This is a genomic window from Rhodococcus sp. NPDC059968, from assembly GCF_042738615.1.
GTDB lineage: Bacteria > Actinomycetota > Actinomycetes > Mycobacteriales > Mycobacteriaceae > Rhodococcus_F.
Map to the genome: position 1 here is coordinate 423,985 of NZ_JBHWUE010000001.1, position 14,426 is coordinate 438,410.

The window sequence follows — 14,426 nt, forward strand, 5'->3', positions numbered from 1 at the left end:
GTCTACTGTGCGGGCATGGCACTCACACTCGGCATGATCACGTTCGACACCACGGATCCGGGGCCGCTCGCGAAGTGGTGGGCGAAGCAGACGGCGGGCACGATCGAGCAGGAGAACGACGGCTGGTTCTACGTCGTCGCACTCCCGGAGTCCGCGCAGAAACTGGCGTTCCAGAAGGTCGGCGACCCCACTCCGGGGAAGAACCGCATCCACCTCGACCTGGCGTCCGACGACCTCGACGGCGAGGTGGGCAGGCTGAGTGCCGAGGGCGCGACGGAGGTCGCACAGCACGAAATGGGCGATTTCCGGTGGGTCACGCTCGCCGATCCCGACGGCAACCAGTTCTGCGTCTCGGGTCCCCACACGTGACAGCGGGTCCTGCATGATTGACCCCATGCCTTCCACTACGTGGGCCGACGCCCAGGGACTCTGCACGTTCGTCGATGCATCACCGTCGCCGTTCCATGTGTGCGAAACGGTGTCGATGTTGCTGACCGGCAACGGATTCACCGAGTTGCACGAGACCGACTCGTGGCCCGGCGAGCCCGGCCGGTACTTCCTGGTGCGCGGCGGATCCCTCATCGCGTGGAGTACCGAAGGACTGGGCCGGACGGCGCCGTTCCGCATCGTCGGCGGGCACACCGACAGCCCGAACCTGCGCGTCAAGCAGCACCCCGACCTGTCGTCGGCAGGGTGGCAGCTGGTGGGTCTCGAACCGTACGGCGGCGCGTGGCTCAACTCGTGGCTCGACCGCGACCTGGGCATCTCCGGGCGGCTGAGCGTGCGGGCCGGCAACACGGTCGAGGAGAAACTCGTCCGCGTCGACGAACCGATCCTGCGCGTCCCGCAGCTGGCGATCCACCTGTCCGAGGACCGCAAGGGCGTCCACCTCGATCCGCAGCGCCACCTCAACGGGGTGTGGGGCGTGGGGTCCGAACGCCGCTCGTTCATCGACTTCGTGGCCGACCGGGCGGAGGTGCCTGCCGGCGCGGTGCTCGGGTGGGAACTGATGACCCACGATCTCGCGCCCAGCGCGATCGTCGGAACCGAACAGGACCTCGTCAGTGCGCCGCGACTCGACAACCAGGGCACCTGCTACGCGGGCACCCAGGCGCTGCTCGCGGCGGCCGAGAACCCCGGGGATCGGGTGCCGGTGCTCGCGCTGTTCGACCACGAGGAGGTGGGGAGCATGTCCGATCGGGGCGCGTTCTCCGATCTCCTGAGCACCGTGCTCGAGCGCATCGTCCTCGGCCGCGGCGGCGGTCGCGAAGAATTCCTGCAGACAATGGCCGGATCGATCTGCGCGTCCGGAGACATGGCGCACGCGACGCACCCCAACTACCCGGACCGGCACGAGCCCGCGCACCACATCGCCGTCAACGGGGGACCGGTGCTCAAGGTCAACCAGAACCTCCGCTACGCCACCGACGCGGCCGGAGCCGGCGCGTTCGCCCTCGCCTGCGACCAGGCCGGCGTGCCGCTGCAGCGGTACGTGCACCGCGCCGATCTGCCGTGCGGTTCGACCATCGGCCCGATCACCGCATCCAGGACCGGGCTGAGCACCGTCGACGTGGGTGCCGCCCAGCTCGGAATGCACTCGTCGCGGGAGCTGATGGGCGCCCGTGACGTGCGGGCCTATTCCGACGCACTTGCGGCCTTCCTCACACCGACGGCGTGAGGAAGCAGGGCGAGCAGCGCCAGGTCGGTACCGGAACGAGCCGCCGGATAGACTGACGTACGGCTCGTCGCCACCCGGCTTGCGCCGACCGTGACTCCCGGCTTGCCTCTCTTGACTCCCGTAGGGAAGGGACCCCACCTCCAGTGTCAGCACACCCGGTCGATACCGTCACCGCCGCCACCGCGACCCCCGACGTCCCACAGCCCTTCAAGGAACTGGGTCTGAAGGACGACGAGTACGCCCGTATCAAGGAGATCCTGGGCCGCCGCCCCACCGAGGCCGAGCTCGCGATGTACTCGGTGATGTGGAGCGAGCACTGCTCCTACAAGTCGTCCAAGGTGCACCTGAAGTACTTCGGTGAGACCACGACCGACGAGATGCGTTCCTCGATGCTCGCGGGCATCGGCGAGAACGCCGGCGTCGTCGACATCGGCGACGGCTGGGCCGTCACGTTCAAAGTCGAGAGCCACAACCATCCCTCCTACGTGGAGCCCTACCAGGGCGCGGCCACCGGCGTCGGCGGCATCGTCCGCGACATCATGGCCATGGGCGCACGGCCCATCGCCGTCATGGACCAGCTGCGCTTCGGTGCGGCGGATGCCCCCGACACCCGACGCGTCGTCGACGGTGTGGTGCGCGGTGTCGGCGGGTACGGCAACTCGCTCGGCCTCCCCAACGTCGGCGGCGAGACCGTGTTCGACGAGTCGTACGCCGGTAACCCCCTGGTCAACGCCCTGTGCGCCGGCGCGATGCGCGTCGAGGACCTGCATCTCGCGTTCGCGTCCGGTGCCGGCAACAAGATCATCCTGTTCGGTGCGCGCACCGGCCTCGACGGCATCGGCGGCGTCTCCGTCCTCGCGTCGGAGACGTTCGACGGCGACGAGTCCGGAACCGGGCGGAAGAAGCTCCCGGCTGTGCAGGTGGGTGACCCGTTCACCGAGAAGGTGCTCATCGAGTGCTGTCTCGAGCTGTACGCCGCGAAGCTCGTGGTCGGAATCCAGGACCTCGGCGGCGCCGGCCTGTCCTGCGCCACGTCCGAGCTCGCCGCGGCCGGCGACGGTGGCATGCACATCAACCTCGAGCAGGTCCCGATGCGGGCCACCGGCATGACTGCGGCCGAGGTGCTGTCCAGCGAGTCCCAGGAACGCATGTGCGCGGTCGTCACCCCCGACAACGTCGACGCGTTCATGGAGGTCTGCAAGAAGTGGGACGTCCTCGCCACCGTCATCGGTGAGGTCACCGACGGCGAGCGGCTCACCATCTCCTGGCACGGCGAGACCGTCGTCGACGTGCCGCCGCGCACCGTCGCCCACGAGGGCCCGGTGTACGAGCGCCCCGTGCAGCGTCCCGCGAGCCAGGACGCCCTCGTCGCCAACACCACCGCCGGACTGAAGCGTCCCGAGTCGGCCGACGAACTGAAGTCCACCCTGCTGAAGATGCTCGCGTCCCCGGCGCTGTGCAGCCGCAAGTGGATCACCGAGCAGTACGACCGCTACGTGCGCGGCAACACCGTCCTGGCCGAGAATGCCGACTCGGGCGTGATCCGCGTCGACGAGAAGACGGGCCGCGGCATCGCGCTCGCCACCGACGCGTCCGGCCGCTACACCGCGCTCGACCCGTACGCCGGCGCGCAGCTCGCGCTCGCCGAGGCCTTCCGCAACGTCGCCGTCACCGGCGCCACCCCCAAGGCCGTCAGCAACTGCCTGAACTTCGGGTCCCCCGAGGATCCCGGCGTCATGTGGCAGTTCCAGCAGGCCGTCCGCGGCCTGGCGGACGGCTGCGCGAAGCTCGGCATCCCCGTGACCGGCGGCAACGTCAGCTTCTACAACCAGACCGGGTCGACCCCGATCCTGCCCACCCCGGTGGTGGCAGTGCTCGGCGTCATCGACGACGTGCACCGTCGGATCCCCACCGGTCTCGGACTGGAACCGGGCGAGACGCTCATCCTGCTCGGCGACACCCACGACGAGTTCGACGGGTCCATCTGGTCGCAGGTCGAGCACGGCCACCTCGGCGGCGTTCCGCCGAAGGTCGACCTCGAGCGGGAACAGTTGCTGGCCGACATCCTCCTCGCGGCGTCCCGCGACGGACTGGTGTCCGCGGCGCACGACCTGTCCGAAGGTGGTCTCGCGCAGACCGTCGTCGAGGCCGCGCTGGCCGGGGAGACAGGCTGCCGCATCCTGCTTCCCGACGACTCCGATCCGTTCGTCACCCTGTTCTCCGAGTCGTCGGGCCGCGTGCTCGTCGCGGTCCCGCGCACCGAGGAAACTCGCTTTACCGGCATGTGCACGGCCCGTAATCTCCCGTGGGTGCGCATCGGTGTCGTCGACGAGGGGTCCGATTCCGTGGAGGTCCAGGACCAGTTCTCGGTCTCGCTGGCCGAGCTGCGCACAACGTTCGAGGGAACTCTGCCGGCATTGTTCGGGTGATGAATGGTCGAATCGGGGGCATTGGAGAGGGTTGACAGGGGGCCGCGGGAACTCTCGCGGCTGGTTGATCCTGCACTCCTCCACGGTCCCCGACTCGACCGGACCTGGCGTTTCCTTCGGCTCGACTTCACCGGCATCGCGTTCGCGACGCTGTTCTTCTGCTGGTCGCTGACGCCGTCGCTGCTGCCCCGCGACTGGTTGTTCCAGGGGCTGATCGGCGGCATCAACGCCGCGATCGGCTACACGGTGGGAACGGCGATCGGCTGGCTGGTGCGCCGCTACTTCCTGCGGCACCGGTCGTGGTGGCCGTTGCCGGAACCGTGGTCCACCGGTCTGCGCGTCATCGTGACGGTGACCTGTGTGGTCGTGAGTCTCGTGATGCTCGCGTACTCCGCGGCATGGCAGCGCGAGCTCGCCGCGCTGATGGGGGCGGAGGGAACCACCACCACCGGCTACATCCGCACGGGCGGTTTGAGCCTGCTCGTGGGCGCCACGATCATCTCGGTGTGGCGGCTGCTGCGCGAACTGGTGCGGTGGATCGCGGCACGACTGATCCGGCGGTGGCACCTCGCGATCCCGACGGCCACCACCGTCGGCATCCTCATCGTGACGGTGTTGTTCTTCCTGCTCGTCGACGGCGTTCTGATGCGCGGCATCTACGCCGCCACGAATGCAGCGTTCAGCCTGCAGAATTCGACCACCCGCGACGGCACCGAGCAACCACTCGACCCGGAGAAGTCGGGCAGCCCCGAGTCGCTCGCCCCCTGGGACACCCTGGGGTACGAGGGCCGGAACTTCGTGTCCCGAGGGCTCGACGCCGACGAACTCACGGCAGCCAACGGCACACCGGCCAAGGACCCCATCCGCGTCTACGCAGGACTCGAGACCGCCGAGGACCCGGACGCGCGCATGGATATCGTCATCGACGAACTCGAGCGGACCGGCGCGTTCTCGCGCAAGGTCCTCGTCGTCATCCCCACCACCGGCACCGGCTGGATCAATCCGACTGCGGCGCAGGCGATCGAGCTGGTCCACAACGGCGACACGGCGTTGGTGGCCAGCCAGTACTCGTTCCTGCCGAGCTGGATCTCGTTCCTCGCCGACCGCGAGAAGGCCGCGGAGGCGGGGAAGGAACTGATCGACCGCGTGCACGAGCGGTGGCTGCAGGAACCCGAGGCGACGCGCCCCAAATTGCTGGTCTACGGCGAAAGTCTCGGCACGCAGGCGGGGGAGGGCGCCTTCGACACGCTCAGCGATATCCGGCAGACCGTCGACGGCGTGCTGTGGGTCGGACCGCCCAACTCGAACCGCCTGTGGGGACAGCTGATCCAGCGCCGAGACCCCGGCACTCCCGAGGTGGACCCCGAGTACGCGGCGGGTCTGGTGGTGCGGTTCGCCGACGACTCCGCCGACATGGTCGAGAACACCGGCGAGTGGCTGTCGCCGCGCATCCTGTACATCCAGCATCCGTCCGATCCCGTCGTGTGGTGGTCGCCCGACCTCGCGTTCACCCGGCCCGGCTGGTTGAAGGAACCACCGGGCGAGGATCGTTCGCCGTCCATGAAATGGTTTCCGTTCGTGACCTTCTGGCAGGTCTCCGCCGACCTCACCAACGCCGCCGGGGTGCCGGACGGGCACGGCCACAATTACGGGACTCTCGTCCTCGACGGCTGGATCACGGTCGCCCAGCCCGAGGGGTGGACACCAGTCGACACCGAACGCGTCCGGTCCACTCTCGAATCCCTCGCCGGAACAGAGGGTCCGGAGAAGTGAGCAGGCGCGCCTCCGTTGCCGGTGCGACGGCGGCCGTGCTGTGGAACAACGTGGTGCTGCCCGGTTCGGGGCTCGGCCCGTACGGGCGGGCCGTCGCGGGAGGCGCGCTCGGACTGTCGGTCGTGGGAGCCGCGCGTGCCGCAGGGTACGGCGTCGACGAACTCGGCCTGTCCGCGTCGAAGGTGCCGTCCGGGCTGCGGTACGGCGCCCTGGCGTCGCTGATTCCGCTCGCGGGATACGCCATCACACTGAGCGTGCCCGCACTGCGTAGACGCGTGCCGACGGGCGACGGCGTCACCGCTTTTGTCGGCTGGGTGGGGTTCCGGATCCCGGTGGGGACCGTGGCGCACGAAGAACTGATGTTCCGCAGCGTCCTGTCCGCGATGCTGCGCCGGGCCTGGCCGCCCGCGCCTGCCCACGTCCTGCACGCCGCCGCGTTCGGGCTGTGGCACGTGCGCGCGGCCCGGATCGCCGGTGACGGTGTCGCCGCGAGCGTGCTGCTCACCGGTTCCTCCGCGTGGCTGTTCGAGTGGTTGCGTCGACGCAGCGGCAGCGTCGTAGCCCCTGCACTGCTGCACCTTTCGGTCAATGTCGGCGGGGCGGTGGCCGCCGAATTCGTGCGGGCCCGCACAGTAGATTGAGCGTATGCCGCCGCGCCGAGCCGTAGATCCCGCCGAACTGAGGGCCGCCGTACTCGAGGTCGGTCCGTGGCTGCGCGGCGATTCCGAGGAGAAACCGTCCCGCACCCAGCTGGCTGCGGCGGTCCGGCTCAGCGCGCGGACGCTCGAGCAGGTCGCGCCCGGTTCGAGCGTGGAGGTGCGGGTTCCCCCGTTCGTCGCGGTCCAGTGCATCGAGGGTCCCCGGCACACCCGCGGCACCCCGCCGAACGTCGTGGAGACCGACCCCCGGACGTGGCTGCTGCTGGTGACGGGACTGCTGGAGTTCGACAGCGCGACCGCCTACGGCGGAGTCTCGGTGTCGGGGAGTCGCGCCGGGGAGATCGCCCACTGGCTGCCGCTGCTGCGCGTATAGCTAGCCCAGCCACAACGCGCGGCAGGCCCGCTCGACCCGTCGTCGGACGGACGCACGGCGAGCACCTGACGGGTCGTCAGCCGGTCCTTCTCCTCGAACCCCAGGGCGCTGGCCGCGACGTCGGGGCACCTCCACCGACGTCGGACGGAGACCGAGGCCGCCGAGCCGGACGAATGTCGACAGTGACTTCAGGACGGTGCCGCGGTCGGATCCGCGGACTCTGAGAGTGCCCAGCCGGTCGACGAGATCCGGAAGCGTCAGCAGCCGGAAGACGTCGCCCTCGATTTCGAGGTCACCGGACGTGCACGGGAATGGTGATGCCCATCGCACCTTCGAAGGCGCTCAGCAGGCGTTCTGCGCCGGTCGGTGCCGTGCTGCGGACGTTCATCGGAAGAGCCCCCGCGCTGTGGTTCGAGGATGCTGATCGACACCGAAACCAATCCATTTTCGGCCGTCCGTCCGCCAGTCGGGCCGGTTCGATCGGCACCGTGGGCGAAGCGACGGCGAAGGGCACGTAGACTGACCTTGCCCCTCACACGCCCATCCCCAGGGAGCACCCCGGTGACCAGAGCCGATCTGTCGGTCCACAGTCCTAATCTTCTCTCTTCGAACCCGTCCGACGAGGACGAGAACGAGCCCCGCGAGGAATGCGGAGTCTTCGGCGTCTGGGCGCCGGGAGAGGATGTGGCGAAACTCACCTATTACGGACTTTATGCTCTGCAGCACCGTGGGCAGGAAGCGGCGGGCATTGCCGTCGCCGACGGTTCGCAGGTGCTGGTCTTCAAGGACCTCGGGTTGGTCAGCCAGGTGTTCGACGAGCAGACCCTGGCAGCGATGCCGGGCCACGTCGCCGTCGGCCACTGTCGCTACTCCACCACGGGCTCGACCACGTGGGAGAACGCGCAGCCGATCTTCCGGACCACCGCCGCGGGTAGCGGCATCGCCCTCGGGCACAACGGCAACCTCGTCAACACGGCGGAGCTGGCGCAGCGCGCCCGTGAAGCCGGCCTGGTCAACGACAAGCGCCCCGGCGGCGCCACGTCCGACTCGGACGTCGTCGGCGCCCTCCTCGCGCACGCCGCCACGGACAGCACCATCGAGCAGGCGGCCATGAAGCTCCTGCCGACGCTGCGCGGCGCGTTCTGCCTCACCTTCATGGACGAGCACACGCTCTACGCGGCCCGTGACCCGCACGGCATCCGCCCGCTGTGCCTCGGACGCCTGGACCGCGGCTGGGTCGTGGCCAGCGAGACGGCCGCACTCGACATCGTCGGCGCGTCCTTCGTCCGCGACATCGAGCCCGGCGAACTGCTCGCCATCGACGCCGACGGTGTCCGCTCCTCCCGCTTCGCGAACCCCGAGCCCAAGGGCTGCGTGTTCGAGTACGTGTACCTGGCTCGCCCGGACAGTGTCATCGCCGGACGTTCGGTGCACTCCACCCGCGTCGAGATCGGCCGCCGCCTCGCCACCGAGCACCCCGCCGAGGGTGACCTCGTCATCCCGGTCCCCGAATCGGGCACTCCGGCCGCGGTCGGGTACGCGCAGGGGTCGGGCATTCCGTACGGCCAGGGTCTGATGAAGAACGCCTACGTCGGCCGCACCTTCATCCAGCCGTCGCAGACGATCCGCCAGCTCGGTATCCGCCTCAAGCTCAACCCGCTCAAGGAAGTCATCCGCGGCAAGCGCCTCGTGGTGGTGGACGATTCGATCGTCCGCGGTAACACCCAGCGCGCCCTCATCCGGATGCTCCGCGAGGCCGGCGCACTGGAGATCCATGTCCGGATCGCGTCGCCGCCGGTCAAGTGGCCCTGCTTCTACGGCATCGACTTCGCCTCACCGGCCGAGCTGATCGCCAACGGCGCGGGCGGCGGTGGCGAGCCCGGCAGCTTCGACGAGATGCTCGAAGGGGTGCGCCGTTCCATCGGCGCCGACACCCTCGGCTACATCTCCACCGAAGGCATGATCGCCGCCACCGAGCAGCCTGCGACGCGACTGTGCGCGGCCTGCTTCGACGGCACGTACCCCATCGCGCTCCCCACGGAGACGTCGATCGGAAAGAACGTTCTCGAGGGAATGCTCGAGAGCGCGGCAGGCGGTCCCGCGACGCGGGAGAACGACAACGCGAACGCCCTCAGTCGGCCGTAGGCCGGACCATCGGGATCCGGCCGGAGAACGTACTCCGGTACCGTAAGGACGCAATCACAGCACTCGATTGCCCGACCGACACGATTTTGACGAGCAACAGAAGGCTGGAGTAACAACCACATGACCGAGGATCCGACAAGTCGCCCTGGCGCGTCCTACGCCGCCGCAGGAGTGGACATCGCCGCAGGCGATCGGGCGGTGGAACTCTTCGCTCCCTTGGCCAAGCGCGCCAGCCGCCCCGAGGTTCTCGGTGGTCTCGGTGGATTCGCGGGTCTGTTCTCGCTCAAGGGTGACTACAAGGAGCCGCTGCTCGCGGCGTCCACGGACGGTGTGGGCACCAAGCTCGCCGTCGCTCAGGCACTCGACAAGCACGACACCGTGGGCCTCGACCTGGTCGCGATGGTCGTCGACGACCTCGTCGTCTGCGGCGCCGAGCCGCTGTTCCTGCAGGACTACATCGCCGTCGGGCGAGTCGTCCCGGAGCGTGTCGCCGAACTCGTCAGCGGCATCGCCGAAGGCTGCATCCAGGCCGGTTGCGCGCTGCTCGGTGGCGAGACGGCGGAGCACCCCGGTGTGATGGCGGACGGCGACTACGACCTGTCCGCGACCGGCGTCGGTGTGGTCGAAGCCGACCAGGTGCTGGGGCCCGACCGGGTCCGTCCCGGCGACGTCGTGATCGCCATGGGTTCGTCCGGACTGCATTCCAACGGTTACTCGCTGGCCCGCAAGGTTCTGCTCGAGATCGACCACATGAGCCTGACGGCGCATGTCGACGAGTTCGGCCGCACCCTGGGCGAGGAGATGCTCGAGCCCACGAAGATCTACGCCAAGGACTGCCTGGCCCTCGCCGCCGAGACCGATGTGCGCACGTTCTGCCACGTCACCGGCGGTGGATTGGCCAACAACCTCGCGCGGGTCATGCCGAAGGGTCTGGTCGCCGAACTCGACCGCGGCACCTGGAGCCCGGCTCCGATCTTCGCGATGATCGCGCAGCGCGGACGCGTGGAGCGGGCCGAGATGGAGCAGACGTTCAACATGGGTGTCGGCATGGTCGCGATCGTGGCGCCCGAGGACGTCGATCGTGCGCTGGCCGTCCTGACGGCGCGGCACATCGACTGCTGGACGCTGGGCAGCATCAAGAAGTCGCACGACGTGTCGGCCGAGCGCGCAATTCTCGCCGGCGATCACCCGAGGTTCTAGGGTCGGACGCCGTCTGTCGGAACGGGGCGAGCTAGTGGCCCCGACCGGCTGAAGATGTGGAAATGAGGGGGAGCCGGTACCGGCTCCCCCTCATTTCGTTGTCTTCAGATCTCAGCGCCGCCAGTCGTCGTCGTCCTCCCGGGAGTGACCCTCCCTGTCGGCACGCTGGTCAGCGAAGACCTCGTCCCGATGCGAGTTGGACGACCCACCTGAGAGCTCTCGTTGCAGGCTGTCGAAATCCGTGGTCGGTACGCTGTACTTCAGCTCGCGTGCAACCTTGGTCTGCTTTGCCTTAGCCCGGCCGCGGCCCATGGCTGACCCCCTCGCGCTTTCGCGGGGCGGCCTGGGGAATTTGGCGGCCCCGTTTGAGTGTGTAAGTTCCTGCCCCACACTCTAGCGTGGAAAAGTCCCTCGCGCTTCCATCCACACCCCGAAGCGGTGTCGGTTTAGTCTCACCGGGCTCGCGAGCTGCCCCGATGCCGGTATTTCGCCTTCAGAAGACTCCCGGAATTGCCCGGACCGTCCCCACTCGGACGCCGCCGCCGAGCACCGGCTGCGATGCGAGGGCCGCCAGATCCTCGGTCCACTCGGCGCCCATCCGGTGGAGAAGTGCTGCGGCGAGGGGTAACCGGGCCCGTTCGTGGCCGTCGTCGATCTTCAGCGCGAACGCCGAGCCGTCGGGAAGAGCGCCGGCGTAGACACCGTCGGCTCCGGCCTTCGTCATCAGCCCGGGCACGACCGGCATCAGCCGCGCGTCGTCCTTGCCGGTGCCCGAGACGAGGTACGGGTGCTCGCGGACGGCGTCGGCGACGGCGAGCTCGGGGGAGTCGGGCTCGGCGGTGACGAGCCGGGCGAACGCCCGCGCCAGATGCGTCAGCGACAGCGGGACGATCGGCAGCCCGCATCCGTCGATGCCGAGCTCGGCGTCGACGTCGCCACTGATCGACCCGAGCGTCTCGACGACCGCGAGTTGCAGCGGATGCGTCGGCTCGAGGTAGCTGTCCAACGGCCAGTCGTTGGCCAGGCACGTGGCGAGCATCGCCGCATGCTTGCCGGAGCAGTTCATGTACACCGGGCGGGGGAGCTCACCGGCGGCCAGCAGTTCGGCCCGCGCGAGTTCGTTGGAGGGCAGATCGGCGGGACAGCGGAGCTGGTCCTCGTCGAGGCCGTACCGGGCGAGCAGCCGCTCGACGAGTTCGATGTGATCCGACTCGCCCTCGTGGGATGCGGTCGCGATCGCGAGCTCTTCGGAACTGGACGGCTCGAAGCCGTTCCGCAGCATCGTCACGGCCTGCCACGGCTTGTTCGACGACCGCGGGTAGATCGGCGTGTGCACCTCACCGAGGGTGAGCGCGATCTCGCCGTCCGCGCGGAGAATCACCGCGGAACCGCGGTGGACGCACTCACGGAATCCGGAACGGACGACCTCGACCAGTTCAATGCTCAATACCTGACCTGCACTTCCAGTCCGGCGATCCGTCGGCGGGCCTTGTCCGCGACGGTCGGAGAGAGGTTCTCCTGCTGTTCGAGCAGCGCCACGAACCGTTCCGGGTCGCGGCCGGTGAACAGATCGCGCACGGTGACGCCGTGGCCGGGCACGTGGATGCGCTCGACGGTGTCCCAGGCGGTGACCGACCCCTCCGTCACCACCCGCAGGTACGCGCCCGTGTCCGCACGTTCGGAGAACCGCTTGACCCACCGGGGCTCGGCGGCCCAGACGCCGAACGTGCCACACGGTGTCCGCGGGCTGGTCACCTCCAGTTCGGTGGTGCCGATCCGCCAGCGCTCGCCGATCACGGCGTCGCTCGCGGCGATCCCGTCGAGGCGGAGGTTCTCGCCGAACCATCCCGGGGGCAGTTCGCGGCCGAGCTCCGACGCCCAGCGCTGCGCCTCGTCCTCCTGGTAGGCGTAGACGGCCTTGAACGGGCCGCCGTGGTATTCGGTGTCGCAGACGCGGTCGCCGACCAGTCCGGCGGCCGTGACGCGCACGGGGCCGTCGACGGGGCGCTTGTCGATCGCCGTGCGGGTCACCCTCCGGGTGCCGCTGTCCCGCTCGGTGTGCAGCACGCAGACGGCCAGCACCTCGCCGGCCGTCGCGGTAGCCTCGCTCATCGTCCCCGGAGCCGGTCGACGGCGGCTCGGCCCGCCTGGACCGTGTCGTCCGCGGGCACCGAGTCCGGGTCGATGGACGCGGCGCACGAACCGACCACCAGTTCGGTGTCGGTGGGGATGGACCGTTTGACGAGGGCCAGCGCGATGGGTCCGAGCTCGTGATGGTCGATCACCGTGCCGATCCGTCCGACCGCACGGCCTCCCGCCGTCACCGGGTCGCCCGGTTCGGGCCGGCCTTCGGCGCTGCCGTCGAGGTGCAGCAGGACGAGGTGGCGGGGCGGTTTACCGAGATTGTGGACGCGGGCCACCGTCTCCTGGCCGCGGTAGCAGCCCTTCTCGAGGTGGACGGCGCCGTGCTCGGCGGGACCGCCGATCCAGCGGACCTCGTGCGGGATGGTGCGGTCGTCGGTGTCGAGTCCGATCCGGGGCCGTGCGGCGGCTACCCGGAGTGCCTCGAACGCCCACGTTCCCGCGGGAGCGGCGCCGGCGGCGGTGAGCCGGCCCCACCACGTCGCGAGTCCTTCCCGCGGGATCAGCAGGTCGAAGGAGTCGGCGGTCGGCCACGGCATACGGCGGACGAACCCGCCCCCGGGCACCGCGGCGGCGGCGTACGGCTCGGCGGGTGCCCCGACACCGGCTGCGTCGAGGACCGTCACGGCGTCGGGGCCGATCACGCTGAGGACCGCGAGCTCGTTGCCCTCACGGGGCTCGGCCTTGGACCAGAACACCATCTTGGTGAGGAAGGACAGGAGGTCGGGTCCGCGGTCGGCCTCGGTGTCGATCCAGGTGACACCGTCCAGGTCGGTCTGGACGAAGTGGTGCTCGACGCGGCCGTTGACGTCGAGGCTGAGGTTCTCGGCGCTCGCGCCGTCGGGGAGCGCGGCGACGTGCTGGCTCGAGATGGTGTGCAGCCAGGTGAGTCGTTCGGGTCCGCTGATCGCGATGACGAACCGATGGGAACGGTCGACGACCACCGCGGAACGTTCCGCGGTGCGTTGTTCGCCGAGCGGATCGCCGTGATGCCAGGCGACGCCGGCGTCGGGAGAGCCTTCGGGCGCAGGAACCGCGCCCGGGGCCGTGACGAGTGGACTGGGTGAGACGGGCAGTTTGTCGACCACGAACCCAGTCTAGGGACCATGGACCACAGGTGGCGGTCAGCAGGGTCGATAGGCTGGGTGTCATGTCTGATCGAGTGCTGGTGACGCTGGACCACGAGGTGCGGGACGCGGATGCCCCCCTGCTGCACGCGGACGATCTGGCGGTGGTGCGCGGCGACGGTGTCTTCGAGACGCTGCTGGTGCGCGCCGGTCGCGCACTGAAGGTCGAGCCACACCTCACTCGTCTCGTCGCGTCGGCGCGCGCCCTCGGATTGCCTACCCAGGACCTGGACGACTGGCGGCTGGCCCTCGAGCTGGCCGTCGAGGAGTGGGGGTCCGAGCGGGAGGGCGCCATGCGACTCGTGCTCAGCCGCGGCCGGGAGTCCGGTGGCGACGCGACCGCCTTCGTCACCGTCGGGCCGGTTTCCGAGCGGATCCTGGAGGCACGGCGCGACGGAGTGTCGGTACTCACACTGGCCCGTGGCTACTCGGTGGATCTGTCGGCGAGCGCGCCGTGGCAGCTCCTCGGGGCGAAGACCTTGTCGTATGCCACGAACATGGCGGCGCTGCGGTACGCGGCAACACTCGGCGCCGACGATGTGATCTTCGTCAGTAGTGAGGGGAATGTGTTGGAAGGGCCACGTTCCACGGTGGTCATCGCCCGCGAGAAGACGCTCCTCACGCCGCCGCCGGAGCACGGAATCCTGCCCGGCACCACGCAGCAGGCGCTGTACGAGGTGGCGTCCGGCAAGGGGTTCCGCTGCGAGTACGCGGCGCTGCGTCCGGCGGATCTCATTACAGCGGAAGGTGTTTGGCTCATCTCCAGTGTCACCATGGCCGCGCAGGTGCGCAAGATCGACGGGCTGGCCCTGCCTGTGGCGCCCCTCGCTGACGAGATCGTGGAGCTGGTCGACCTCGCGGTCGAGACGGCGGGTACCGAGTCCGCGGAGGCTTGACAGG

13 protein-coding genes are annotated in these 14,426 nt (G+C 69.3%); 9 read left to right on the forward strand and 4 right to left on the reverse strand.

Annotated elements, in window-relative coordinates; all coding sequences use genetic code 11:
• Positions 1–15: 15 nt before the first annotated feature.
• The 8 genes from ACFWAY_RS01980 to purM all read left to right on the forward strand — a co-directional run bounded on the left by ACFWAY_RS01980 (position 16) and on the right by purM (position 10,257).
• A complete protein-coding gene (locus ACFWAY_RS01980) occupies positions 16–369 on the forward strand; it encodes a VOC family protein (protein ID WP_378455753.1) in 354 nt (117 codons plus the stop codon).
• Positions 370–394: 25 nt separating this feature from the next.
• Entirely contained in the window at positions 395–1,678 is a 1,284-nt protein-coding gene (locus ACFWAY_RS01985) for a M18 family aminopeptidase (RefSeq protein WP_378455752.1), read from the forward strand.
• Between the two features lie 143 nt (positions 1,679–1,821).
• The gene (purL, locus tag ACFWAY_RS01990; RefSeq protein WP_378509674.1) at positions 1,822–4,107 is read left to right on the forward strand and encodes a phosphoribosylformylglycinamidine synthase subunit PurL; all 2,286 of its coding nucleotides are present in this window, start codon (positions 1,822–1,824) and stop codon (positions 4,105–4,107) included.
• Between the two features lie 3 nt (positions 4,108–4,110).
• Positions 4,111–5,880 carry an alpha/beta hydrolase gene (locus ACFWAY_RS01995; protein WP_378509675.1) on the forward strand — a complete coding sequence of 590 codons (1,770 nt, stop codon included), beginning with the start codon at positions 4,111–4,113 and terminating at the stop codon, positions 5,878–5,880.
• Positions 5,877–6,521: a CPBP family intramembrane glutamic endopeptidase gene (locus ACFWAY_RS02000; RefSeq protein ID WP_378509676.1), complete on the forward strand. Its 645-nt coding sequence runs from the start codon at positions 5,877–5,879 to the stop codon at positions 6,519–6,521. The genes ACFWAY_RS01995 and ACFWAY_RS02000 overlap by 4 nt, the downstream gene beginning before the upstream one ends.
• Positions 6,522–6,525: 4 nt before the next feature.
• Positions 6,526–6,912 carry a sterol carrier family protein gene (locus tag ACFWAY_RS02005; RefSeq protein WP_378455748.1) on the forward strand — a complete coding sequence of 129 codons (387 nt, stop codon included), beginning with the start codon at positions 6,526–6,528 and terminating at the stop codon, positions 6,910–6,912.
• A 561-nt stretch (positions 6,913–7,473) separates the two neighbouring features.
• Positions 7,474–9,057 (forward strand): amidophosphoribosyltransferase, encoded by a 1,584-nt coding sequence (gene purF / locus ACFWAY_RS02010; RefSeq protein ID WP_378455747.1) that lies wholly within the window; start codon positions 7,474–7,476, stop codon positions 9,055–9,057.
• A 120-nt stretch (positions 9,058–9,177) separates the two neighbouring features.
• Entirely contained in the window at positions 9,178–10,257 is a 1,080-nt protein-coding gene (gene purM / locus ACFWAY_RS02015) for a phosphoribosylformylglycinamidine cyclo-ligase (RefSeq protein ID WP_005244377.1), read from the forward strand.
• Positions 10,258–10,368: 111 nt separating this feature from the next.
• Here purM and ACFWAY_RS02020 read toward each other — a convergent pair whose 3' ends face one another.
• The 4 genes from ACFWAY_RS02020 to ACFWAY_RS02035 form a co-directional block, all read right to left on the reverse strand.
• Positions 10,369–10,569 carry a DUF3073 domain-containing protein gene (locus ACFWAY_RS02020; protein WP_005244376.1) on the reverse strand — a complete coding sequence of 67 codons (201 nt, stop codon included), beginning with the start codon at positions 10,567–10,569 and terminating at the stop codon, positions 10,369–10,371.
• Positions 10,570–10,750: 181 nt separating this feature from the next.
• Complete coding sequence (locus ACFWAY_RS02025; protein WP_005561133.1) at positions 10,751–11,704, reverse strand: asparaginase; 954 nt, start codon at positions 11,702–11,704, stop codon at positions 10,751–10,753.
• Positions 11,701–12,369: an MOSC domain-containing protein gene (locus ACFWAY_RS02030; protein ID WP_378509677.1), complete on the reverse strand. Its 669-nt coding sequence runs from the start codon at positions 12,367–12,369 to the stop codon at positions 11,701–11,703. Before ACFWAY_RS02030 ends, ACFWAY_RS02025 begins: the two co-directional genes overlap by 4 nt.
• The gene (locus ACFWAY_RS02035) at positions 12,366–13,487 is read right to left on the reverse strand and encodes a YgfZ/GcvT domain-containing protein (RefSeq protein ID WP_378455745.1); all 1,122 of its coding nucleotides are present in this window, start codon (positions 13,485–13,487) and stop codon (positions 12,366–12,368) included. The genes ACFWAY_RS02030 and ACFWAY_RS02035 overlap by 4 nt, the downstream gene beginning before the upstream one ends.
• 62 nt (positions 13,488–13,549) lie before the next feature.
• Between ACFWAY_RS02035 and ACFWAY_RS02040 the strand changes: the two genes are divergently transcribed.
• The gene (locus ACFWAY_RS02040) at positions 13,550–14,422 is read left to right on the forward strand and encodes an aminodeoxychorismate lyase (protein WP_378455744.1); all 873 of its coding nucleotides are present in this window, start codon (positions 13,550–13,552) and stop codon (positions 14,420–14,422) included.
• Positions 14,423–14,426 lie beyond the last annotated feature (4 nt).

Coding starts and splice junctions, on each gene's coding strand:
- ACFWAY_RS01980 (WP_378455753.1), top strand. CDS start 16: ATGGCACTCACACTCGGCATGATCACGTTCGACACCACGGATCCGGGG.
- ACFWAY_RS01985 (WP_378455752.1), top strand. CDS start 395: ATGCCTTCCACTACGTGGGCCGACGCCCAGGGACTCTGCACGTTCGTC.
- ACFWAY_RS01995 (WP_378509675.1), top strand. CDS start 4,111: ATGGTCGAATCGGGGGCATTGGAGAGGGTTGACAGGGGGCCGCGGGAA.
- ACFWAY_RS02005 (WP_378455748.1), top strand. CDS start 6,526: ATGCCGCCGCGCCGAGCCGTAGATCCCGCCGAACTGAGGGCCGCCGTA.
- purM (WP_005244377.1), top strand. CDS start 9,178: ATGACCGAGGATCCGACAAGTCGCCCTGGCGCGTCCTACGCCGCCGCA.
- ACFWAY_RS02020 (WP_005244376.1), bottom strand. CDS start 10,569: ATGGGCCGCGGCCGGGCTAAGGCAAAGCAGACCAAGGTTGCACGCGAG.
- ACFWAY_RS02030 (WP_378509677.1), bottom strand. CDS start 12,369: ATGAGCGAGGCTACCGCGACGGCCGGCGAGGTGCTGGCCGTCTGCGTG.
- ACFWAY_RS02040 (WP_378455744.1), top strand. CDS start 13,550: ATGTCTGATCGAGTGCTGGTGACGCTGGACCACGAGGTGCGGGACGCG.